Raw genomic sequence first — 23627 nt, 5'->3', positions numbered from 1 at the left:
GTCAAATTTTGACCAAATCTAATTTGATTCGCAAGCAAATCCAATTCTCAATCATATAAAATGGCTAACTTTGAGGCATGAAAGAATTAGGAAAAATCAGTTCGCTTCTGATAAACAGATTCACTGCCAATGGTGCTTACCTAGCCCTGCGTGAAGGGGGTGAAGTATTATTGCCAAAAAGCTATCTCAAAGGCGAGGAAAAGGAAGGGGAGGAACTGGAAGTTTTTGTGTACACAGACAGTGAAGACCGACCTGTGGCAGTCACCAATAGACCAATCGCATTATTGGATGAATTTGGCGTCATGGAAGCAAAACAGATCACGGATTTCGGAGCTTTTGTAGATTGGGGTCTTCCTAAAGACCTTTTTGTTCCTAAATCAGAAATGGGCAAAACCATGCAAGTCGGAGGAAAATACCTGGTAATGGTCTGTCAGGATTACAAGACCAACCGCTTGATTGGCGTTTCGAAATATGAGGATTTCATTCTCAGCGATACACAGGGATATGTTGCAGGTCAGGAAATCGATGCGCTTATTTTTGAAGAAACTGACCTAGGATTCAAAACGCTTATCGACGGGAGTTATGAGGGATTGATTTATAAAAATGAAGTCTTTCAACCCATCAAGGTTGGTGATAGGATAAAGGCTTTTGTCAAAAAACGTCGAGATGATTCCAAAATTGATTTGCAGTTGTTGCCTTCCGGTAGGGAAAAATACGAGGAAGGGGCTGAAAAAATCCTGGAAGCCTTAAAAGTCCGGAAATTTTTGCCCCTTCAAGATAAATCATCCCCTGAGTCAATCAAAGAGTTATTGGGAATGAGTAAAAAACATTTCAAACAGTCAATTGGTCAACTGTATAAAGCAAAAAAAATTACAATACAGGAGGATGGAATAAGGCTTGTCTAATCCAATTCCAAAATATTGTTTGGCGTAAGACAAAGCACTGCTTTGTCTTTTTTTATGGCAATAGGTGCCTTCAACAAATGGGGATTTCTGATTAAAATATTAAGCCATCCCTCATCATCCCATGATTTTCCGGCTATGAAACTCTGGTAATCGGGATGTGCCCTGTTCATCAGGTCCTTTGGCCGTAGGTTGAGCTTATCCAAAATCGTCCTCCAGCCTGTCATTGTGATGGATTCCTTTTGTATGTTGATTTCATTGATATGGCGGGCAATGGATTTTGCATAAGCCCGCATTTGCTTGTCTACTTGATGGCTTGGATTGAAGTAGAAAAACAATTCGTTGGGGTGTCCTTTCATAGTATATTGGTTTACAGATGATTAATATACATTTTTTCATATGAAGTACCAAAAAATCTACCTTCATATTTGATCGTAATGAATTCTTATCGTTTCTGAAATTTCACAAAAAAGTTCGAAAAACTGCGCTCTATTGTAAATAGGTGTTTATAAATTGGTTCTTCTGATTGAAGAATATCTTTGGCTGTAGATGAGATTGGATCTATACCTTTTTATTTAGTATAATTTTTAACTCAAATAACCATAAATTACCATTCATTCTGAGTCTTCCAATTTGTATTCGATTTCAAACTGAAAAGGATAAAAGGATAGGATTACATGCCGATGGCTATCGGCATACACCCAGTCTCGGCATCTAAAGATTGACTTCAGCCCGGGAGGTCAAATGGCGTTTTTGTGGGTTTCCATAGAATTTCCCGTAAAATTATTGGAGAGCATAACCCTCAGAATTTCTTTGATTTGGCTTTCAGAAGTTGAAATATTTTAAGACTTTATCAAAGATTTTAGGAAGTAAGACAATCTGTTTATTATTTTAGGGTTTAAAACCTATTGAAAAATAACCATGAGCAAAGGAGAAGAACATTTTTTGGGAATAGATGTCGGAGGGACCCATCTAAAAATTGGCCTTGTCAACAAACAGGGAGAAATTGTTTCGTTTGACAAAATTGACACCGCACCATACCGTGATGACCCCAAAGGTTTTAGTGTCTGTTTTGTAGAAAACATGGTTGACATTTTAAAGAAATATCCTGAAGTCAAAAAAGTGGGTTTAGGATTGCCGGGTTTGATCTCCAAAGACAGAACGACAACACTTGAAATCCCTGCCATCCCTGACCTGAACGGATATAACCTCAAGGGAGAACTCAAAAAAAGATATCCTGGTATTTCTTTCTATCTGGAAAATGATGCTGCTGCTGCCGCTATCGGAGAATACAGGTATGGCAAAAACAATCCCCCTGAAAACTTCCTTTTCATCACCATGGGCACAGGGATTGGAAGTGCTTTGGTATTGGATGGGGAGATATTCAAAGGATCAAGGGGAAATGCAATGGAAATGGGCCATATGCTTTCCCGTGGGAATGAAGGATTGGAAAAGTTGGTAGGAAGAAACGGCATTCTTAAAATAATGGAACGCTTTATCCAAGGTTATCCAAGACTTGCAGGTGAATTGATAGACAAAGAACTCGGAACCCACCTTTTGGTCGATACCGCTAAAGCAGGAAACGAGGTTTCCCTGATGGTATTTGAGGAAGTAGGAAGGATTTTGGGAGAGGCAATCGTCTCTACGATCAGAATCCTAGATGTAACACACGTCTACTTTGGAGGCGGTATTTCAGCAGGATTGGAATATATGATGCCTTCTTTGGACAAGACTGTCAGACAGTACCTCACTCCCTATTATGTCCGGGATTTGCAATTAGTCAGAGCGACTTTGGCCAACAATGCCGGTACTCTTGGTGCAGCAGCTTTGTGCTTTATGGAGGAGGAATGAGGGTTTTAAGGTTAAAATGTTAGGAGGTTTTAGGGTTTTAATCGAACCTTAAAACCTTTTTTTTTGGATAATTTCTAGTTAAAAAATTATCTATCCGACCAATTAAGGATAAAATATAAGCTAACTCTAATTTCTGAAACAATATCCATTAATATCAATTATCGATATATATCAATAATTCAGAAACTTCATGCTTTCCCAACTTTTTAACCATTAACCAATTAACCTTTTTCTTACGGATCCAACCTGCTGATAACCACCTCACTTACCCTACTGTAAGCATTCATCCTGAGCATCACTTTCATTGGTTGTTCTGCAGAGGCATCAAAATTGTCACAGGATGGGGCAGGATCTATAAAATACATGAAAAAGGATTGGCTTCTGTCTGTCAACTCGACTTTGTCAGGCCTTCCAAAAGTCTTGATAATGGATTGATTGTCTTTTCCCAACAAATCGTTTTTGACAACCCTAAATGCTTCTAATTCCTGCATACGTAATCCAATGCAACCATCTCTGTCATTTTTCCAGTTTTCAAGGTTGACATTTTTGAGGTCCACTTTGCCAGAACAAGAAAAGAAAAGGGTTGAAAATGAAAGAATTCCAAGTGCTAAAATAAACGATTTATACATTTTGAGGGGTTTGATTAACTGATTTTTGGAAATTTTTTACCGTTCCATAATTAAACCAAAGCCAAAAGTAGGAGAGGGCCACATAAATAGAAAGGAAAACAAGGGATATGTTTTCAGGCGCCAATTCTTTAAGAATAAACCAATTTGCAATGACAAAAACGGCGACCCTGAGGATTTCCTGAACATGATACCATTTTTTTTGTTCAAAAATCCCGGAAAAACTTACCGTACTCCAAATAATCAGAACAGAAAGGCCAACTTTGGTCATCCAGTCAAATTTTCCCAGATTGAAAAGGAAAAATGCGGTCAATCCCATCAGCACCACATACTGGAAAAAAACATAATAGTTCAGGGCCAAAGGCACCGTGGTATCGAATTTTTTGTAATCAGGTCCTACCTCCTTTACAGGCCGATAGCCTCCAAGATATTCGGGAAGCCATCCGGGCTTGTTAACTAGGTACCTCAGCTTGTCCTTGATATTGGGAATCATTTCTAATTCTTTTTTCATGGTAGCATAATGCGAAATATTCACCCAGACAGGATTCCAGCTTTGTACCGGAGTCGTAATTCCGTAAGTTGGCCTTTCTTCCTCTTCTTGAAAGGTGCCAAACCACTTGTCAAAGATGATAAATGTACCTCCGTGGTTTTTGTCTATATATTTTGGATTGCGCCCATGATGTACACGATGGTGGGAGGGGGTATTCATGAATTTTTCCAAGAAACCCATCCTGTCAATCGCTTCTGTATGGATCCAAAACTGGTATAGCAAGTTAATGCCGGACACCAATACCAGCATCACAGGATCAAAACCGATTACCGCCAAAGGCAGATAAAACATAAAAGTCCAGATCGTCTGTGTCGAGCTTTGTCTCAGGGCTACAGAAAGATTGTATTCCTCCGAAGAATGGTGTACAACATGACCTCCCCAAAAAAGGTTGATTTCATGACTTAGACGATGCGCCCAATAATAGCACAAATCATAAAGGAAAAACAGGATAAAGAATGTCCAGACATTGTTTGGAATCTGAAACAAACCGAAAGTCTCAAAAAAGAAAGTGTAAACACCGATAGAAAGTACTTTAAGAAAAACCCCCGAAACCTGGGAGACCACTCCGAGGTTAATGTTGGTGATGGCATCATTCAGCCTGTAGGTCGGGTTTTTTTGAAACCTTAAGACAAGCAATTCAATTCCCATCAGGATAAAGTACATCGGGATGGCGATTACGACAGGACTCAGATTCATCTTTCTATCAGCTATTTGGGTTTTCGGTCAGGAAATCTACCTATAAAAACCCAAAAAGGAAAAAACAGTTTCGGATTTGTACCATCATTAATCTTTATATTAGCATCCAAAATCAACTAGTTTTATGTATTACCGATTCGGAAAAGTATTTCATTTCATTTCAGTACTCCTGTTTTTATTCACCTTCCTGTATTTCTATTCGGCCATGCCGGAATTTGTGGCCTACGAACTCGATGAAAACGGGTATGCGGCCAAGGAATTTTCAAGAAGTGCCTATTTCTATACGGGCATTATTCTCTTTGCGGTTTTGAACTTTGCACTGATCACCCCTGCCAAACTCATTGAAAATAAAAGCACCAAATCACTGAGGCAACTATTTCCAACTGGGGACATTTTCAGGGATTACATGCTGACTTGGATATTCAGTTTTACAGGAGTTGTAAACATTTCCCTGGCGATCATGTGTTTGTTTATCCACGCCATCAACAATCAGAATGAAATAGGTTCGGGCAGTTATTCCCTTTTCTTTTATATGATTCCTATTCTTTTTGTGGTTTGGATTATCGCTTTGTTTTGGATATTGTTGCAGAAATTCAATGCAATCAGAAATAACAGTACCATTTAACCAAAATACCAACAATAAATTTTCATGGCAGAAAACGTAAAATACACCGAAGACAGCATCAAGTCCTTGGATTGGAGAGAACATATCAGGCTCAGACCGGGTATGTATATCGGAAAATTAGGAGACGGAAGTGCCCAGGATGACGGGATATATGTTTTGGTCAAAGAAGTCCTCGATAACAGTATCGACGAACACATGATGGGTTATGGCAGGACCATCGACATCAAAATATCCGAACACAAAGTAGAAGTCCGTGATTATGGGAGAGGAATACCTTTGGGAAAAGTCATTGACTGTGTATCCAAAATCAATACCGGTGGAAAATACGATTCCGGAGCCTTTCAAAAATCTGTAGGATTGAACGGTGTCGGTACCAAAGCGGTCAATGCACTTTCTGACTTTTTCAAGGTACAGTCCTACCGGGATGGAGAAACGAAGGTTGCGCAGTTTGAAAAAGGGATATTGGTCGAAGACCGTCCTGTAGAAAAAACTTCAGAAAGAAACGGCACCAAAGTCGTTTTCTCTCCTGATGCCGGGGTTTTCAAAAATTACCACTTCATCCCCGAATACCTAGAAAACCAGATTTGGAATTATGCCTTTCTCAACGCAGGCCTGACCATCAATTATAACGGCAAGAAATTTTTCTCTGAAAGGGGCCTATATGACCTTTTGATGAGAAAAGTCGATGAAGAAAGCATCAGGTACCCAATCATCCACCTCAAAGGAAATGACATTGAAATTGCACTCACTCATTCCAACCAATATGGAGAGGAATACTATTCCTTCGTGAATGGCCAATACACGACCCAAGGAGGTACCCACCTTGCCGCTTTTAGGGAGGCAATCGTAAAGACGATCAGGGAATTTTATAAAAAAGAATATGATGCATCAGATATAAGAGGTAGTGTGGTTGCTGCAGTGGCAGTTCGGGTCATGGAACCAGTATTTGAGTCCCAAACCAAGACAAAGTTGGGTTCCCAGACCATTGGGCCGGATGGCCCAACGTTACGTACCTTTGTCAATGACTTTGTAAAAACTGAACTTGACAACTTCCTTCACAAAAACCCGGCTGTGGCAGATGCCTTGCTCAAAAGGATATTGCAGTCCGAAAGGGAAAGGAAAGAAATCTCCGGTATCAAAAAACTGGCAAACGAGAGGGCAAAAAAAGCCAACCTGCACAATAAAAAACTAAGGGACTGCCGTGTCCACTATGACGATGCCAAGGGTGATGAGGAACAGAAAAACAAAACCATGCTCTTCATCACTGAAGGGGATTCAGCCTCAGGCTCTATCACAAAATCACGTGATGTCCAGACACAGGCAGTATTTTCCCTCCGTGGTAAGCCTTTGAACTGCTATGGCATGACCAAAAAAGTGGTCTATGAAAACGAAGAATTCAACCTGCTGCAACATGCTTTGAATATTGAGGACGGAATAGAAAACCTTCGATTCCGAAAAATAGTCATTTCCACAGATGCAGATGTCGATGGCATGCACATCCGCTTACTCATTATGACTTATTTCCTCCAGTTTTTCCCTGACTTGGTCAAAAACGGCCATCTCTATATCCTAGATACGCCGCTTTTTAGGGTAAGAAACAAGAAGGAAACCATCTACTGCTATACCGACGAGGAAAGGCAAAGGGCAATCCACAAAATCGGAAAAACCGCCGAAATCACCCGCTTCAAAGGTTTAGGGGAAATTTCTCCTGAAGAGTTTGGTAAGTTTATTGGAGACGATATCCGCCTAGAGCCGATCATACTGAGTAAAGAAACCAAAATTGTAGAATTGCTGAACTTCTACATGGGCAAAAATACCCCGGACAGACAGACCTTCATCATAGACAACCTCAAAATAGAAAAGGACATCGTTTTTGATGACCCTTCTAAAAAGCAGGAAGAGGAGACCGAAGCGGCGTAAATTCAATTTCTCCTCTAATAAAAGAAAGTCGATCAACTTATACCCAATTCAGATGGCATAGTGCCCATCTCATATTTCAAAATATAGCATGAGCGATATAATTAACGAAACTCCGGAAGGAAAAGACGGAAGCCTACATGAATCCATCCCTGTAACAGGAATGTACAAAGACTGGTTTTTGGATTATGCCTCCTATGTAATTCTGGAGCGTGCCGTGCCGGCGATTGAAGATGGCCTCAAGCCTGTACAGCGACGTATCCTGCACGCCATGAAGGAAATGGATGATGGAAGGTTCAACAAAGTCGCCAACATTATTGGTCAATCTATGCAATACCATCCCCATGGCGATGCTTCCATCGGGGACGCCATAGTTAACATGGGGCAAAAAGACCTTTTGATCGAAACCCAAGGCAATTGGGGTGATATCAGAACAGGTGATGGTGCAGCAGCGGCAAGATACATTGAAGCGAGGTTGTCCAAGTTTGCCTTGGAAGTGGTTTTCAATCCACAGACCACCGAATGGCAGCTTTCCTATGATGGCAGAAAAAGAGAACCTGTAACCCTTCCGGTAAAATTTCCCTTGTTATTGGCCCAGGGAGTGGAAGGTATTGCGGTAGGCCTTTCTACCAAAATTCTCCCGCACAACTTCTGTGAACTGATCTTGGGATCCATTCAGATTCTCAGGGGAGAAAGGACGCATATTTTGCCGGATTTCCCTACAGGAGGAATGGCGGATTTTTCCGAATACAACGAAGGCATAAGAGGGGGAAGGGTAAAGGTCAGAGCTAGAATTGAGGAAGAAGATAATAAAACCCTATTGATCAAAGACATACCGTTTGGTACCACAACCAATTCTTTGATTGAATCCATTATCAAAGCCAATGACAAAGGAAAAATCAAGATCAAAAAAGTGGTCGACAATACGGCCAAAGATGTAGAAATACAGATCCAATTGGCTCCCGGACAGTCTCCTGACATGACCATAGATGCGCTTTATGCATTTACGGATTGTGAAGTAAGCATCTCTCCCAATGCCTGTGTAATCATCAACGATAAACCTGTTTTCCTTTCTGTCAATGACATTTTGGAATACAATACCAAGCAGACCAAAGCCCTCCTCAAAAAGGAACTTGAAATCCGCAAGGCAGAACTGATGGAGAAATTGCTTTTCTCCTCATTAGAAAAAATCTTCATCGAAAACAGGATTTACAGGGATATTGAGGAATGCGAAACCTGGGATGCCGTCATCCAAACGATCGACAAAGGTCTAGAACCTTTTAAGCCTGATTTCTACAGGGAAATCACCACCGAAGACATCGTCAGGCTAACAGAAATAAAAATAAAGCGTATCTCCAAGTTTGATGCTTTCAAAGCTGACGAACTTATGAGAAGGCTGCAGGAAGAGCTGAAAGAGGTCAATCACCACCTGAGGCATTTGACTGAATATGCCATCCAATACTACCAAAATTTATTGGATAAGTATGGCAAAGGAAGAGAAAGAAAAACCGAAATCAGGGCATTTGACACCATTCAGGCCACTGTGGTCGCTGCAAATAACGCCAAGCTGTATGTCAACAATACAGACGGATTTGTTGGGTATGGATTAAAGAAGGATGAATTCGTATGCGATTGCTCTGATTTGGACGATGTGATCGTATTCCGAAGGGATGGCAATTGTGTCGTGACCAAAATCCAGGAAAAGGGATTTGTGGGCAAAGACATTCTCCATGTCGCCATCTTCCGTAAAGGAGACGAACGCATGGTATACAATATGGTCTACTTGGATGGTGAATCCGGCAAGGCTATGGTGAAGCGTTTTCAGGTCATCGGAGTTACGAGAGACCGGGAATATGACTTGACCAAAGGGACCAAAGGCTCCAAAGTATTGTACCTGACGGCTAATCCAAACGGCGAGGCAGAAGTCATCACCATCTACCTTACCCAAGGAGCCAAAGCCAAAATCAAAGTCTTTGACTTTGACTTTAGCAGCATTGAGATCAAAGGACGTGCTGCAGGAGGTAATATTCTGACCAAATATCCTGTCCGAAAAATCCAATGGAAAATGGCAGGAACTTCCACCTTAGGGGGGCTAGATATCTATTTCGATGCCTCTATCGGCAGGCTCAATACCGACCAAAGAGGCCGTAAAATAGGCAATTTCCTTGGTGAAGACAGGATAATCGTATTCTACAAAAACGGGGATTATGAGTTGACAACCTTTGAACTTACCAACCGCTATGAAGCCAATGAGGTGGTATTGATCCAAAAGTTTGACCCAGAAAAAGTGATTTCAGCAGTCTATCTTGATGGCGGAAGTAAATCCTTTTTTGTAAAGCGCTTCCTGATCGAAACCACCACCATCAACAAGAAATTCAACATCATCTCCGACCACAAACAATCATTCCTAAAAATTGTCTCTACCGATAAGCAACCACAGGTCAAAGCAGTCCTTCAGAAAGGTAAAGAAAAAGAGGAACAAGAGTTTGACCTCGATATCCTGATAGATGTCAAAGGATGGAAAGCTATAGGTAACAAACTGTCTTCCTATCCGGTTTTGGAAGTTTCACTGATAGAAAGCACTGCCAAAATCCCTGAGGAAACCGAAATTGCTGCTGAAACTCCAGAAGATACACAAGCAGGGGAGGAAGACTTAGAAATCGGAAGAACCATCGAATTCAAAATCAAAAAAGACGAAGACGAAAAAGACCAACTCGATTTGTTCTGATCTCGTTTTTTTATTAATACCAAAGGCACAAAAGAAACTCATCTTTTGTGCCTTTTTTTTTATTTTCTTTAACTCATTGAGAATTATTCATTCCTTATTTCCATTCTATACCTTACTTCCAAACTGTCATCGTAATTCCACCACAGTTCTCACCTCGAACTTTCAAACTTCCTGACTTCCAACTTCCTTACTTCCCGACTTCAGCAATTCTTATCTCATTTTTTCATTACCGGCAAACTTACACTACTCGGATATTTGCTTGAGTGGTGAATCTTATTGGTAGCAATCACCCCCTCTGTTTCATCATAATTATTCCCACCAGTATTCATATTCCTATCAAATCTCGGGAAGTTGGAGCTGGAAACCTCAATCCGGATCCGGTGCCCTTTTTCGAAGTAATTAGAAGTAGACATGGGAGTCAAATTTACCTGATAGACTTTTCCGCTTTCCATAAAAACTTCCTTCTCATATCCCTCCCGGTATCGCACCCTTTGGATAGTTTCATCCAGATTGTAGGCCTTACCATCAGGGTAGACATCGATCAGCTTGATAGTGAGGTCAGTATCCTTTACATCGGTAGACAAATAGAGGGTAGATTCTATAAATCCGCTGACTTCCATGCCTTCAGCCAAAACCTCAGAGGTATAGACCAAAATGTCATCCCGAAGCTCCATTTCCTGTTGGTCAAAGGAACCGCCTTGCACCGCATTGCCGGTACAGCAGACATTGCCTCCAAAGGAAGTCACAGGATTCATGGGATCGTATTGGAATGTATCAGGATTGTCCTTGCCGGGTTTCTTTTTGGTCAAAATGCCATCACCATTTCGGGTATTGGCTGTGCCGCGGCTATTCAGGTAATAAGTCGTCATTTGCGCTTCTTTGGGTGGCCAAGTATCGGAAGTTTGCCATTTGTTAGAACCCATTGTAAAGTAAGTCACTTTGGCCATTTCCTTTTTTGTCTCACCTTTGAGCCAATAATCAAACCAAGCATACGTCATTTCATTGTAAGGAAGCCTGGCATCACCCATGCTTCTTTCACCCACGATGGTGTTTTCAGTCGCCCTGGTAAACGCACAATGGAGGGTAGGGGCAATCACCAAGTATTGGTTGTCGCTGACCTTAGGGTCTTTGGCATTGGTCCTGATATGGTTGTACATCGCAAGGTTAGGGCTTGTAGATACATCATACCAAGAGACAAACCAATAAGCGGGCTTTTCGAACTCCATGTTGTCATGGTACAATCCACCCTCATACCATTTTGGATCGTTAGGCTTTCTTGTAATCATTTCCTCATAAATCCCCCGAGGGCCATTCACATTTTTGATGATATCCAGTACCGGTAGGTGACTCAGGGCCACTTTCCAATCCACCTTTGGATACCTAGGGGCCATGTCATAGAACTTTTGCAACCTCAACAAATCTTCTTGGGAAATTCCTTCCGGCAATTTTGGCGCCATGGGGTCATGTTGGGTGCCATAAAGCCAGGCAGTGAACAGCATCTGTCCCGCACCACCACGATACCAGTTTCCTTGCTCATAGTAATTGCCGATTCTGCCAACTCCTGCACCAAATGCCTGTGGCACCAAAGCCACATGGGCAGGGTGATTCAAAGAAGCTACTGCCATCTGCCATTCTGCTGTGGAAGAACAGCCGATAGTCCCGATTTTTTGGTTGCTCCAAGGCTGAGCGGCCATCCAGGTAAAGGCATCATACCCATCTGTCAAAGGCGTGCCGAGGATATCCCATTCACCCTCAGAGAAAAACCTCCCGCGCTCATTTTGAACGACATAGGCGTAGCCGCGCTTTACGGCTTCTAAAGCAGTCTGAAGACTTCGTTCCTGCAGTTCTCCATCTCGGTAAGCGTTGAAGTTGTAAGGAGTCCTTGAAAAGATAATCGGAACAGGCTGTGCAGTCTTGGGTCTATAGATGTCCGTGGCCAATCTTACGCCATCTCGCATGGGCATCATGACTTTTTGGTCGATGATGGAGATTTCTTCCAGTTGGGCCAAGATTGATTTTTCCTGTGCAAAACTGTTTGTTCCCAGCAGGAGAAAAACTAGAAGAAAGAATAAATATGTCCTTTTCATTGTCATTTGAATATTTTCTTTTGAAAACTCAAATTAATCAAAAAGTCGGTTTAAGGTCATTTTTTTTATTCTAGTGGAAAGAATTTATCCTTTTGTAGCCCTAACCGACAATTAGTCCACCACTTCGCGGCGAAATCTTGGTAGCATCACAGAAATGTTAAGATAAATCTTTCAATTTTTTCGCCTTTGGCCAACAGTCAACACGCGGAAGAGCAAAACACTAATTACCCTGTGCAAGAAGCTTTTCTAATTTTTATTCATACAAAGAATTTTTCTACACCACCTCTCGGGGATAAGTATCCAGCTTTGTGTCCCAACAACTGTTGCGATCGTTCGTGAATCTTCTAAGGATGAAAATCTTCCATACCGAAATGTTAATTCTATCTTCACCACGACCCATCAAATCCCTTACAAAACAAATTTTTTTTAGCCTCCTGCATGTTTTAATCACATTTTGCAGGGACTTCCTGAACTTTACTTTGGGTTTCAAGAAATTTGTCCAAAACAAAATACCCAAGCAGGGTTACCACGATCGAATTATCCTCTACGGCATTGATCACACCATTAAATCTTGAAATCTTAAACAAGGTACTGATCTCTTGGCCGGAGAGGGACCTACCTCCTTCATTTTTCCCCGAGATTCTCATCCGTTTCACATAGTTCACCCTTACATCTGAATAATATTGGTAGGCATCATAGACGAGTGATGCCTTTCGGGGAGGAACAGTGATTACCCTGCTTGAAAAATAGGTCTCCGTCTGGGAAAATGATTCGGAATCATAGGTTGAAGATGTGGCCGTGATGGAATGGGACCACTCGAATCCCGAAGTCACGGAGGCATTATATGTCGATGCAGCACCAAAAAATGGTGCATTGATGGAAACCCCAACAGTAGAAGAAACTGAAACTATTTTTGTGGTATTTACAGAAATTGTTTCAGTCCAAGCTGTGGTGGTCGTTCGAGACTCACTAAAATCCGCACCTACAGTCTGCTGCAATTCTCCTCCGCTACAATTGGTAAGGGTGCTGTTGAATCCAAACCCTGAAGTGGCTTTTGGCAAAATGGGTTCTACGACAGAGGCGGAGATAGGTTGCACATTCCAGTTTACTTCCTTGGCCACAACCCGGAAGAAAATATCCTTTGCACCGGGATAATCAAGCGTAAGTCCTATGCCGGCAGCCTATTTTACCCGCTTCCCATCATGGGTAAGCAAGCGATATACGCCATCACTCACCTTAAAAAGCTGGAAAAAATAATTGGTCCTTTCAGCAAAAGAAAGCCCGTTCAAGGTTTTGCGGGTTGTTTTTCTCGGTGCAGTATGAATAACCAATGGGATTGAATTAATTGATGGGAGCCTGGTAAAACTAAAATAATCCCCGTTGCTCTTTAGCTGGATATAAAAATTGTTTCGTCGCTCGGGAACTGGTGTCAACTGGAATACAAAATCAGGTTTGTTTCCCATAAAATCATTTGCGCTAACAGTCATTTCAGCTGTGGCAGACTGACGAAACCACCTGACCCCAGCTTCCAAAGGTGTTCCATTTGAATTAACCTGTTGTAAATAGACTCCGGTGCCTTCATTTATCATCAGAGTAGAAAAATCAAAGGTTTCATTGATGTTGGTTTCTATTTTTGTGGGTGTAGGATTGGCAAGGAAAGAAAGCGTTCCCAAGTTGTGGTTTGTAAGGATGTCCTCACCTGCCTCATCTTTCAAAGTGACTTCTACCGGAACGCCGTCAGTGAGTTGTTTGGCCTGATCCTGCGAAATACCATCTACCGGGAACTTAAGCAAGCCCATATAAGCAAATGGGTCTAAAGGTATTGTCTCTTTCAGGGTGCCCGAAGGTGCCTTTACACTAACCACGGCCTCTTTAGGAAAACGTCCACGCTGTGCGAGGGAACGTGCATTGATGATGATTCCTATTTCTCCGGTAAATGGATCCAAGTCTTCCGGAGAAATGCCGTTCCCTGCAATCACTTCGCCCGGTCCATCCGGCGCGATATCCTGATCCGATTTACAGGAATACAAAAGAAGAAATCCAATTCCGAGGAGCAACGCCAAAATTTTTGTTTTCATGTTAAGCTTTATAAAAGGTTGAAAATGCCAAAACTGACAAAATCAAACCTATTCAAAACCCAATGAAAAGCTAAAAAACAAGGGGGGACAAATGGTATACTCGTAACTTAAATCAGTTAAAAGATCGGTTAAAGTGTAATTATAGCCTCTTCAAGCGAGTCTCCTGATTCAAGTCCTAACTTTTTTCGGAGCCGTTGACGGGCTTTTTTGATCCCGGGAATGGAAATACAAAGGATATTGGCGATTTCCTTGGAGGAAAGATTCATCTTAATCAATGCCATCAGGCGGTAATCATTGGGTGACAGACCGGGACAGGCAGCAGCTACACGTGAAAAAAAATCCGGGTGAACCTCTTCAAAAAAACTTGCAAATATATGCCAACCCTTGTCTTCTCTGAGGTCAGCACTGATCGTCTGGATCAACTTGTGATATACTTCCGGGTTTTCGTTTTCTTTTCCCTTTTGGGCAATGTCTTTTAAAATACCAAGAGTCTCATTCTTTTTGGCAAGATGCAGGGCTTGGGTAGTGAGTTCTCTGGATTTATAATGTAGGGCAGCATCCATCTGTTTCCTGATAACCTCGTTTTTTTTGAATTTCTGCCGAAAAGCATACCATCCAAAACCGCCGACCAATGCCATCGCGATCAAACCTAAACCCAAAAGTATTTTTTGGAGAGAGGCAATCTGTGCTTCTTGCTCAAGAAGTTGAATGGAATTCTGCTGAATCTGGATTTCATTGTCCTTGGTTTCTAATTCAAAAATTGCGCGTAACTCCTCAATTTGTTGGGATTTAGCAACATTAAAAATAGAATCCTTTAGTGCTGCATATTTTCTATAATCCTCATAGGCATCCTTTAGGTTGTTGACACTTTCATTGGAAACCGACCGATAGAGGTAGGCTTTGCTCAATGCTTCAAGTATGCCATTATTTCCTGCCAGCTCAATAGAGCGATCAAAATATTGAATGGCGGTATCGAATCTATTGAGCCCTTGATAGCATTTACCAAGTTCGTTACAGATTTCTACGATTTTTAAAAGTGTTTCTGTTTCCTCTACCAGTTTTAGCCCTTTTAAGAGAATTTCAATTGCCTGTATATATTCCTTCCTGGCAGTGTAGGTTTTACCAAGGTTGGTATAGGCGGTTGCTTCCAAGTCTTTAAATTCAAGTTGTCGAGAAAGGTCCGCACTCTGCATCAGGTGGGAAATAGCTTCATCATATTGTTTTAGATAATAGTAGCTGTTACCTATATCATTCAATGCCTGCGCCTCATACAGTTTGTCATTACTTTCCTGATATATTTTCAGAGAAAGCAGGTTATACTCAATGGATTTATTGAAGTTACCCAAACTGCTTTCTATACCACCGAGGGTGTTGTAAGCATCTGCCAAACCCACCTGATTTCGGGATTTTTCAAAAATTCTAACTGCCCGGAGTGTTTTTGAAAGGGCGATATTCAAATTACCCTGCCGCATACTTACCATGCCAATCATATGGTATTCATCACCTAATCCTGATGAATCAGACTGAGTCTCTAGAGTCAAACGGACATTATCCTCCAACAGATCCAAAGCAGCAGGGTAATCCCCATCATAATATGCAAGAATTGCCTGGCCATACTTGACAAGGATTATTTTTTCAGGATTTTCGGCTTCTTCAAAATATCCAAGTGCTTTCTTGTACCAAAAGGCGGCAGAATCAAACTGATTTCTGTTGTTGGACAGTACCCCAAAATTATAATTTGCCATACCTATCCCAAGCAGGTCACCTATACTTTCTGCATACAAAAGTTGCTCTTTGGCGTAAAGGCCCGCTTTAGCCGGATCATTATTAAGGTAGGAAAGGAACAATTGGTGAAGTGCCGAGAGTTTTGCTTGCCCTTCCTCACTGGAATGATAGACCGCAAGCAGGCTGTCTGAATTTTGGGATTTTGCCTCAAGTATAGGGGAGAGGAGTAGCATCCAAATAAAACCAAAAAAACACGGACAATTCATAATTTCTCTTTTCAGATTTCAATTATTCTTAAAATATAGTCGAAAATAAGAATAATTCAAACCATACAATAGTTAAGTTGGCCTAGCAAATCACATCTTTTAATATCCAAAAACCTTTACAAACAGACTAAACTAAAATTTAGTTTAGAATTTTCTAAGAACTTAGAACATCAATATAAAAATTGGAGGAGAGATTTCTTGGATTTTACCTCTAACTCACAACACATTTCTGGAAAACAACAAGGTCGTTGATAGTGCCTGATTGCTTCCTTGCCGTCAAACTTTCTTAACCGAACTGCATTCTTCCTAGCAAAGCCATACTAAAGTAAGAGGTAAGAAGTACCAAAGTAAGGGATAGTGCAACCTTTCTCACCTGAAAAAATTCATCCCTGCCTGTCCATAATCTGAAAACCCAATAACGAAAAAGCTCCAAGATTCAAATTTATCCACAAGATTCAAGATTTAATTCAGCAATAACAATTAAAACCTCTAATACCAATAAAACAATTAAATCCTTTATTCACCTCGTCAACCGCCTACTTCCTCCGCTTTGATTTTCTTTTTTCCCTTAGCCTTTTCTTTCTTTTTTTATCCTGTTCTTTGCTTTTGACCAAGACAATCCTGGCGGAAATACCCACTTGACTACGCAAAAATTCTTCCCTGCCCGAAAGGTTAAAGTTTGGCTTGTAATCTAAAGAAATGACTGTATTGGCAAGCGTCATTTCTATCCCGCCTACAAGGTCTACACCAGTGGTCGGATTGCCATAGGTATGGATGATTTGGTTTGATTCCGGTATTTTGACGAAACTTTCCTCCCACCCTGAAGATACTCCCGCCCCTAGATAATAATTAAAACCCTTGGAAATGATAGGTTTATGCTTTTGCACCAGCAAATGTAAGGTCGTGTTTCTATCAAAATCCGATTGAACAATACCCTCCAAAGTAACGTGTTTAAAGACACGCTGTTGTCCGGAAAGTCCGATTGTCCTGCCATTGGAGTTATTGCCCATCCTTAGGCCCAATGCACTGCCATAGCGCTGTGCAAAAATATCCTGAACAAAAAAAGACTGTATGCAGATAAACAAAATGAGAACTGTTTTATACATATCAAGGGTAAATTTTTCGGATTTACCCCAATAACTGTTCCAAGAAATTAATCCTAGGCCTTACCAATCTTCCCCACTGTCCTCCTCTAGTTTGGGAAATACTTGTGCTAGATAGGGGCGCAGCAGTACTTCATTATTGTGATCTACCCATATTTTGGTTTGAGAAATAGTGCGATAGGTTTTTTCCATATTTTCAAATGTGGCTGAAGGAACATGTATAGGAATTTTGAATATCCTTGGATCTGACTTTTCAAAGGGAGTGGCCTTTTTACTGTTGAAAAAATATGGGACTAAAGTAGGAGAACAGCCCAAAGCTATAAGGTCTACCCGATTTTCTTCAAAAAAGGATTGAAGCCTTTCGTTGATGTTTTCAAAAAATTCCAAAGTCTCCTGTAGCCGAACTCTTGAACCAGCTCTTGATTTTCCTTTGGTTTTTAAATGTTTGATTTGGCTTTTCCCCTGTTTCTTCCGGACCATATATGCCCTAAATACCTTATGGTCTGTCAATTGGCCATTTTCATAAAAAGCTGTAACCGCCATTCCTGACTTTATGGAGACAATAACCAGATTCTGAAAATCCTGGTATTGAAGGGAATTATCTTCTATCAAAAACTTACTTTGAATTGAATGCCTGATCTTTATTTCCTCAGAAGATTGGGGTTTTTTAACCAATATTATTTTCCTGAATGTATTATAAGAAAAATTAAAATCTGCTTTTGTGCAAAAGGAAAGCAGTTTATTTACTTTTTCATCACTAATATTTACCCAATACATAATTTTTTTTATTCTTAAGAATGAAAATGGTCTAATTTTTGTATCTTACATACATAAAAAATACGATCGTTGCATTTTGGTCGAGTGTAAATGTTGTATTTAAGATTTTCAATCCTCTCAAAATTAGAAATAGTATTTCAGTTTCAATACTTAAGTGATAAGCCTGCTAAGATTTATATCAGACAGACCATTTGGAATTCACTTGAAAATGAAACATAAATATTATAAAAAAGTTTATAATACAAGATCACATTAATCGTTATATCAAATATAAAATTGGAATAATCCATGAAAATAAAAGAAATGATATTGTTGCATGAGGAATTCCTTGCTGATTTCGGCTTCAGCTTGGAAAAGAAACAGCTTCATTATTCTAAAACCACAAATCAAGGAAAGCAGATCATTTTCTTTCATCATACCCACTTCAATGATGCTTCTTATTTGGAGTACCATCTGGGGGTAAGGTTTGATCTTGTTGAATCCATCATACATAAATTCTTGCCGACACTTGGGGATTACAAAGACAGGAGCATCACTTTGGTTGAAACCTTGGATAAAATTGATCCTAAAATGCCAAAGAGGTATTTTTTGGAAAATGACATGGAGATAAATTCTGTAATCCAAAAAGTAGAAGACTTCCTTGTCAAAGACGGGTTTCCTTGGATGGACAGCTATTCCAAAGGAGTTAAATTGGAGAGGTTTTTCAATGAAGATCCTGATAGAAACATTGTAACCCAAAATTTTACCTACAGGTCTTCACGTGGCATAGCCTTAGCCAAATTATACAATCCAAGCAGATACAAAGAGGTGCGTGATATCTATTTGGCCAAAATGGATGAAATGCAGGTTACACCGTTTTCTGTTGCTTGTTTCCTAAATCTTTTAGGTTATCTGGACAACCTCTAATTTTCTCCCGATAGCTATTCTCTATAAAATTTGTCCCGGTTTCAGGGATCATTTAAAGTATTTTTTTGGCTTTACTTTTTACATCGTAGGCATCTATAAAATTTCATATTGGAATACTGGTAATTTCCTCCCACACTTGCATGGTTTTTAAGAGTAAAAATCGGATACTTTTATTTTTTTATCCTCCTGAATAGGTCCTTAAAAACTTGAGCATTGTGCAGGTCTAGACAAAAAAGTCTGCATAAATCCTAAAATTAGATTTGACAAGATCACAAAAAACAGGCAACCCTGTATTTGGAAAAGCTGCCAAAAATGGCCCATAGCGCTTTTGACAGATTCTACAGCCAAGGATTTTACCAACTCTTCATATTGCTCTGGTAATCATGACAAAGTGATTTTTCAGTCTTGTGCTTTGGTTAAAAATCGGACAGTTGCTTCAATCGCCTCCTCAAATGGGGTAATGTGATACCCGAGCTGTGAGATTGCCTTGGAACAGTCAAAAGCGGAGTTTTGACCTAATCGCTTGACCAGGTCAGGGGTGATTCTTGGCTCGATCCCAAATCGATCTGCCAAAAATTGGGAAAACATCGAATAATAAGACAGAGGCCACACAGGGATTTTCAAAATCAATCCGTTTTTGTTTACCCGATTTTTTATTGCCTCAAACAGTTCTCCCAAAGTCCTATTTTCCCCTCCAAGGATATACTTTTCTCCTATTGCTCCCTTATCTCTTGCCAAAATATGTCCGTTGACGATATCATCGATGAATCCATAATTTCCGATAACCCCGCTTTGCTTTGGAATGACTGCAAATCCTTTTTTGATGAAACCTATTATGATCCTGTTGACCCCGGAACTTGGGGAAGCTATCCCGGGGCCAAAAATCCTTGATGGCATGACAATCAATCCCGGAAATCCGTTAGCGGCATGTTTCAACAATTCCTTGTCTGCCATTGATTTGCTGATTTCATAATCGTTGTTGAAACTGCTCCATCTTGGGGTTTCCTCATTATTGGGAAGGTTCAGCGAAGGTCCGATAGTGCCAGTTGAACTTGTCAGTATAAATTTTGAAATATTCAGTTCTTGGGAGGCACGGATGACATTGGCCGTCCCGTTTACATTTATGTTATAAAAATCATCTGCATCCCTTGCCCAAACTCTTGCCAAGGCAGCAACATGAAAAACGGTATCACAGCCTTCCATGGCTGTTTTGATGCTGTTATCATCCAAAACATCACCATAAAAAATCTTGATGTTGGGATGTTCCAAGGTCTTGACAGCCTTGGGGTTTCGGATCATGGCATGTACTGACTCACCTGTTTCGGCAAGCTTCATTGCCAGCCTCTGCCCTAAATATCCCGATGCTCCTGTGATAAGAGATTTCATGTCAATAGTGGTTAAGAATTAACTTATATACAGCAAGTTAACCCACATTGTATGATAACCGAAATTGATTTGGAATTTTAATGCGTTTTGAAAACGGATTTTGGAATAATGAACCCTAAAAATCGGGAAGATGGCAGTCTAGACCACACTATAGCAATTTAAGGGAGGTAAGAATTGTATTTCAAGAAATTAACTTACAGGATTTGCAAATATAGCGTTGGAAATCAAAAGAAACCTAAAGGGTTCTCAAATCAGGTTATGAAATTTGCTTTCTATTTTCGCTTTACCCCACGGACAGCTTCTGCCTGTAATGGTTCCTCAGGCCAGGAATGCTTTGGATATCTTCTCTTAAGCTCTTTCTTAACCTCAAAATAAGTGTTCATCCAAAAACTCCTTAAATCTGAAGTCACCTGTACAGGCTTGAATCCGGGGGATAAAAGGTGCAACAACAGCGGGATTTTTCCCCCATTAATTTTGGGCGTGTCGAGCCAACCGAATACTTCCTGAAGACGTACGGCCAACACCGGTGATTCTCCATCTCCCTGATACTGTATAGGAATCATGCTTCCGCTCGGAACAGCTATTTTTTCCGGAGCCATGGACTTAAGAAGCTTTTGCTGGTCAAAATCCAAGCTGTTAAGCAGGATGTCTTTCAGTTTTAATCTGAGAAGGTCTTCTTCTCTTTTGATCCCGATGAGGTAGGGTGAGAGCCATTTATCAGCAATCTTCAGAAGTGAATGGCTCGAAAAATCAGGCCATCCTTGATCAGGATTCCAAATCCTTAGGGAGTTGACACGGTTTTGAAGCTGTTGGGTTTCTTCATCAAAATCAAGTAAATTACCTCCATCCGAGCGTATAACTTCCAGGATTGCTGCTGCCCTATCAGTTTCAGACAGGTTGGTCAGCGGACTGGATTTTAAGATAATTGAACCGAGACAAAGGTTTTTGACCGCTACCAATTCCCCGTTTCTTTTGTCCCACTTAACAATCTTTTTTTCTTTGACCATGGGCAACAGGTCCTTGGGATTCAATGGAGAAGCCAAAAATATTTTACCGATTCCATCTCTTGCATCCACATGGGATACAGCTAGCCAAGATTCGTGTGCAAGGTCGTCTTTATGACCCATCGTGGCAATCTTTCCATTTGCTAATTGAAATTGAGCATTGTTGCCCGGTCTAGAGCAGGCAATCCTTTCAGGGTAGGCATAAGCGATCAGCAAACCTGTTTCAAAAGGATCTACAAACTCGTTTTCTTCCTCAATCTGAAGCATTTTACGATATTGTCGAGCCACTTTTTCTATTTTGTTGATCCCCTTTAGAGATAGGTCTTCCTTGCGAGCCCTTCGCATTGCTTCCAGCCTTAGATTGATATCTACCCCGGAATCCGCATCCAAAGGATCTCTTTCCTCAAGCAGGGCGGCGATATCTGTGGCCAAACCTGTTTTTTGGATTTGATCCGCCATAAGCAACATATGAGCGATCCTGGGGTGTGCAGGAATGGCATGAATATTTTGTCCATGAGCAGTGATTTTTCCTGATTCCAAGGCATTGATTTCATGGAGCAAATCATAAGCTTGAAAAATATGTCCGGAAGGGGGAGGAGTCAGCCAGGTAAGTTGCTGTATGTCATTGATTCCCCATTGGACCATATCAAGGACTAGAGACGCCAAATCCGCCTCCAAAATCTCTGGCGTCCTAAACTCAGCCATTTGTGAATGGGTATGCAGTGACCACATTCTGTAGCAAGCACCGGGACCAAGTCTACCCGCCCTTCCAGAGCGCTGGTCGGCTGAATCTTTAGAAATCCTGATGGTTTCCAACTTTGAAAGACCCGTTCTTGGATTAAACTTGGAGGTACGGCCATAACCTGAATCCACTACTGTTTCGATGCCTTCAATTGTCAAGCTTGTTTCTGCGATAGAGGTTGCCAAAACGACTTTTCGCTTTCCATTTTTATTGGGGAATATAGCCTGATGTTGGGTTTGTGGACACAGCAGTCCATACAATGGGTGTATTGAGAAATCAGGAAGCTGTCTCCTCAATATTGCTTCAGTTTTTTTGATCTCTCCCTGTCCGGGTAAAAAAACAAGAATATCTCCTGAATGCTTCAATGAAGCATCTATCACAGTTTTTGAAACCATCTCAGGTAAAATTCCAAGGTCAAAATCACCGACATAATGATGGACAACAGGGAAGGATTTTCCCTCACTTTTGATGGCAGGAGCCTGAAGCAGAGTTGTCAATTGCGGCATATCCAATGTTGCCGACATGACCAAAATCCTTAAATCAGGTCTAAGTATCTGCTGAACTTCACGGCATTGGGCCATAGCGACATCAGCATGGATATTCCTTTCATGAAACTCATCAAAAATCACCATTCCTACATCTTCCAACGCACTATCTGAATGCAACATCCTCGTCAAAATCCCTTCAGTTACTACCTCTATCCGTGTTTTTATAGATATTTGGCTTTCGAACCGGATCCTAAATCCAATGGATTCCCCAACTTTTTCACCGATCAAATCAGACATTCGCCAAGCTATGGTTTTGGCTGCAAGCCTACGCGGTTCGAGCATCAATATCTTTTTACCCTCTAAAAATTTCTCCTCCAACAAAGCCAGAGGCAAAAGTGTACTTTTACCTGCTCCCGGAGGCGCATTTACAATTAGTGTGTTATGGGCAGCAAGTAGGGATTTTACTTCAGGAATAATGTCCTTTATAGGAAGGTCAATAGAATGATAGTCGAAGTTCAAAGTTTAAATTTTAATGCAAAGGTAAAAAAAATACCGCTGCTTATTGAATATCAACTTATTCATAGCAGCGGTATTGCTTTACAAATGGAATTATTTTCTATTCAATCTTGGCAGAAGCTTTCCCATATTCCCACCTGATTTCGAAACTGTCAGATTTCACTTCGTAAACCAATCTTTCTTCCAAAGTGCTTGTCTGTACAGAAGGAACTTCTACTCTTAACTCATCTTTGCTTTGGTCATATTTGTAAGCTCCCCATTGCTTGGCCTCTTTATTGAAAATGAAGGTTGAAGTAGTCTCTCCTGGGATGAGAAAGAAAGAATACTTTCCTGCAGGAAGAGTCTTTCCCTCGACTTTGATGTCCTTAGATGTCTCAAAGGTGGTGGCATCATCAGCACCTGCTCTCCAAACCTGGCCAAGAGGAACCAAATCTCCCCAGATTACTCTTCCTTTTACAGCAGGGCTACCGTATTTAATGGTGATTTTAGAACCTTTTATTGTTCCTTCTGCAGTTTTTGCAGGACTTGCTTTTTCTTGTGCAATCGCAACAATTGACATCATTGCCAATAACATTGTCAAAAAGCCAAATCTTTTTAAGTTCATTTTTTGCATGGTTTAAAATGTAGTAAGTATTTGATGGTTTAACTTGTGCG

Annotated in this window: 18 protein-coding genes; 6 read left to right on the top strand and 12 right to left on the bottom strand. The window is 40.8% G+C overall.

What is annotated here, in order from left to right; genetic code table 11:
- The first annotated feature begins 77 nt into the window (after nt 1-77).
- Nucleotides 78-905, top strand: coding sequence for a CvfB family protein (locus MMU07_RS14495; RefSeq protein WP_241126594.1), 828 nt, complete (start codon nt 78-80; stop codon nt 903-905).
- Here MMU07_RS14495 and MMU07_RS14490 read toward each other — a convergent pair.
- Nucleotides 902-1261: an arsenate reductase family protein gene (locus MMU07_RS14490; protein WP_241126593.1), complete on the bottom strand. Its 360-nt coding sequence runs from the start codon at nt 1259-1261 to the stop codon at nt 902-904. The two genes, MMU07_RS14495 and MMU07_RS14490, sit on opposite strands and share 4 nt — an antisense overlap.
- A 562-nt stretch (nt 1262-1823) precedes the next feature.
- On the opposite strand from MMU07_RS14490, the gene MMU07_RS14485 reads away from it, so the two are divergent.
- Nucleotides 1824-2753, top strand: a complete 930-nt coding sequence (locus MMU07_RS14485; RefSeq protein ID WP_241126592.1) for an ROK family protein — start codon at nt 1824-1826, stop codon at nt 2751-2753.
- Nucleotides 2754-2986: 233 nt separating this feature from the next.
- On the opposite strand, the gene MMU07_RS14480 is transcribed toward MMU07_RS14485, so the two are convergent.
- Both MMU07_RS14480 and MMU07_RS14475 read right to left on the bottom strand, forming a co-directional pair.
- Nucleotides 2987-3382 (bottom strand): hypothetical protein, encoded by a 396-nt coding sequence (locus MMU07_RS14480; RefSeq protein WP_241126591.1) that lies wholly within the window; start codon nt 3380-3382, stop codon nt 2987-2989.
- Nucleotides 3375-4625 carry a sterol desaturase family protein gene (locus MMU07_RS14475; RefSeq protein ID WP_241126590.1) on the bottom strand — a complete coding sequence of 417 codons (1251 nt, stop codon included), beginning with the start codon at nt 4623-4625 and terminating at the stop codon, nt 3375-3377. Before MMU07_RS14475 ends, MMU07_RS14480 begins: the two co-directional genes overlap by 8 nt.
- A 124-nt stretch (nt 4626-4749) precedes the next feature.
- On the opposite strand from MMU07_RS14475, the gene MMU07_RS14470 reads away from it, so the two are divergent.
- The 3 genes from MMU07_RS14470 (at nt 4750) to MMU07_RS14460 (ending at nt 9895) form a co-directional block, all read left to right on the top strand.
- Nucleotides 4750-5250: a DNA topoisomerase IV gene (locus MMU07_RS14470; protein WP_241126589.1), complete on the top strand. Its 501-nt coding sequence runs from the start codon at nt 4750-4752 to the stop codon at nt 5248-5250.
- 24 nt (nt 5251-5274) lie between these two features.
- On the top strand, nt 5275-7170 hold the full coding sequence (locus MMU07_RS14465) for a DNA topoisomerase IV subunit B (RefSeq protein WP_241126588.1): 1896 nt from the start codon (nt 5275-5277) through the stop codon (nt 7168-7170).
- Between the two features lie 88 nt (nt 7171-7258).
- Nucleotides 7259-9895, top strand: a complete 2637-nt coding sequence (locus MMU07_RS14460) for a DNA gyrase/topoisomerase IV subunit A (RefSeq protein ID WP_241126587.1) — start codon at nt 7259-7261, stop codon at nt 9893-9895.
- A 215-nt stretch (nt 9896-10110) separates the two neighbouring features.
- Here the strand turns inward: MMU07_RS14460 and MMU07_RS14455 are convergent, their stop codons facing one another.
- From MMU07_RS14455 to MMU07_RS14430, 6 genes are all read right to left on the bottom strand, one after another.
- Nucleotides 10111-11982, bottom strand: a complete 1872-nt coding sequence (locus tag MMU07_RS14455) for a CocE/NonD family hydrolase (RefSeq protein WP_241126586.1) — start codon at nt 11980-11982, stop codon at nt 10111-10113.
- Between the two features lie 443 nt (nt 11983-12425).
- On the bottom strand, nt 12426-13103 hold the full coding sequence (locus tag MMU07_RS14450) for a hypothetical protein (RefSeq protein WP_241126585.1): 678 nt from the start codon (nt 13101-13103) through the stop codon (nt 12426-12428).
- Nucleotides 13104-13163: 60 nt separating this feature from the next.
- Entirely contained in the window at nt 13164-14060 is an 897-nt protein-coding gene (locus MMU07_RS14445; RefSeq protein ID WP_241126584.1) for a hypothetical protein, read from the bottom strand.
- A 128-nt stretch (nt 14061-14188) separates the two neighbouring features.
- The gene (locus MMU07_RS14440; RefSeq protein WP_241126583.1) at nt 14189-16051 is read right to left on the bottom strand and encodes a tetratricopeptide repeat protein; all 1863 of its coding nucleotides are present in this window, start codon (nt 16049-16051) and stop codon (nt 14189-14191) included.
- A gap of 536 nt (nt 16052-16587) precedes the next feature.
- Complete coding sequence (locus MMU07_RS14435; protein WP_241126582.1) at nt 16588-17157, bottom strand: hypothetical protein; 570 nt, start codon at nt 17155-17157, stop codon at nt 16588-16590.
- Between the two features lie 60 nt (nt 17158-17217).
- Complete coding sequence (locus MMU07_RS14430) at nt 17218-17829, bottom strand: hypothetical protein (RefSeq protein WP_241126581.1); 612 nt, start codon at nt 17827-17829, stop codon at nt 17218-17220.
- Between the two features lie 390 nt (nt 17830-18219).
- On the opposite strand from MMU07_RS14430, the gene MMU07_RS14425 reads away from it, so the two are divergent.
- A complete protein-coding gene (locus tag MMU07_RS14425; protein WP_241126580.1) occupies nt 18220-18837 on the top strand; it encodes a hypothetical protein in 618 nt (205 codons plus the stop codon).
- Nucleotides 18838-19236: 399 nt separating this feature from the next.
- On the opposite strand, the gene MMU07_RS14420 is transcribed toward MMU07_RS14425, so the two are convergent.
- From MMU07_RS14420 to MMU07_RS14410, 3 genes are all read right to left on the bottom strand, one after another.
- Complete coding sequence (locus MMU07_RS14420) at nt 19237-20223, bottom strand: NAD-dependent epimerase/dehydratase family protein (protein WP_241126579.1); 987 nt, start codon at nt 20221-20223, stop codon at nt 19237-19239.
- A 272-nt stretch (nt 20224-20495) separates the two neighbouring features.
- A complete protein-coding gene (gene hrpB / locus MMU07_RS14415) occupies nt 20496-22976 on the bottom strand; it encodes an ATP-dependent helicase HrpB (RefSeq protein ID WP_241126578.1) in 2481 nt (826 codons plus the stop codon).
- Nucleotides 22977-23073: 97 nt separating this feature from the next.
- A complete protein-coding gene (locus MMU07_RS14410; RefSeq protein ID WP_241126577.1) occupies nt 23074-23577 on the bottom strand; it encodes a DUF2911 domain-containing protein in 504 nt (167 codons plus the stop codon).
- Nucleotides 23578-23627: the final 50 nt, after the last annotated feature.

The sequence above is a fragment of the Cognataquiflexum nitidum genome (assembly GCF_022538055.1).
Classification (GTDB): Bacteria; Bacteroidota; Bacteroidia; order Cytophagales; family Cyclobacteriaceae; genus Cognataquiflexum; species Cognataquiflexum nitidum.
Note: the sequence above shows the minus strand (reverse complement) of the source record. Positions and strands in the feature narration are given on the sequence as shown.

Excerpts from the sequence above, each read along its gene's own strand:
- MMU07_RS14495 (WP_241126594.1), top strand. The coding sequence starts at position 78 with ATGAAAGAATTAGGAAAAATCAGTTCGCTTCTGATAAACAGATTCACT.
- MMU07_RS14475 (WP_241126590.1), bottom strand. The coding sequence starts at position 4,625 with ATGAATCTGAGTCCTGTCGTAATCGCCATCCCGATGTACTTTATCCTG.
- MMU07_RS14460 (WP_241126587.1), top strand. The coding sequence starts at position 7,259 with ATGAGCGATATAATTAACGAAACTCCGGAAGGAAAAGACGGAAGCCTA.
- MMU07_RS14455 (WP_241126586.1), bottom strand. The coding sequence starts at position 11,982 with ATGAAAAGGACATATTTATTCTTTCTTCTAGTTTTTCTCCTGCTGGGA.
- MMU07_RS14485 (WP_241126592.1), top strand. The coding sequence starts at position 1,824 with ATGAGCAAAGGAGAAGAACATTTTTTGGGAATAGATGTCGGAGGGACC.
- MMU07_RS14480 (WP_241126591.1), bottom strand. The coding sequence starts at position 3,382 with ATGTATAAATCGTTTATTTTAGCACTTGGAATTCTTTCATTTTCAACC.
- MMU07_RS14440 (WP_241126583.1), bottom strand. The coding sequence starts at position 16,051 with ATGAATTGTCCGTGTTTTTTTGGTTTTATTTGGATGCTACTCCTCTCC.
- MMU07_RS14410 (WP_241126577.1), bottom strand. The coding sequence starts at position 23,577 with ATGAACTTAAAAAGATTTGGCTTTTTGACAATGTTATTGGCAATGATG.
- MMU07_RS14445 (WP_241126584.1), bottom strand. The coding sequence starts at position 14,060 with ATGAAAACAAAAATTTTGGCGTTGCTCCTCGGAATTGGATTTCTTCTT.
- MMU07_RS14435 (WP_241126582.1), bottom strand. The coding sequence starts at position 17,157 with ATGTATAAAACAGTTCTCATTTTGTTTATCTGCATACAGTCTTTTTTT.
- MMU07_RS14470 (WP_241126589.1), top strand. The coding sequence starts at position 4,750 with ATGTATTACCGATTCGGAAAAGTATTTCATTTCATTTCAGTACTCCTG.
- MMU07_RS14420 (WP_241126579.1), bottom strand. The coding sequence starts at position 20,223 with ATGAAATCTCTTATCACAGGAGCATCGGGATATTTAGGGCAGAGGCTG.
- MMU07_RS14465 (WP_241126588.1), top strand. The coding sequence starts at position 5,275 with ATGGCAGAAAACGTAAAATACACCGAAGACAGCATCAAGTCCTTGGAT.
- MMU07_RS14425 (WP_241126580.1), top strand. The coding sequence starts at position 18,220 with ATGAAAATAAAAGAAATGATATTGTTGCATGAGGAATTCCTTGCTGAT.
- MMU07_RS14490 (WP_241126593.1), bottom strand. The coding sequence starts at position 1,261 with ATGAAAGGACACCCCAACGAATTGTTTTTCTACTTCAATCCAAGCCAT.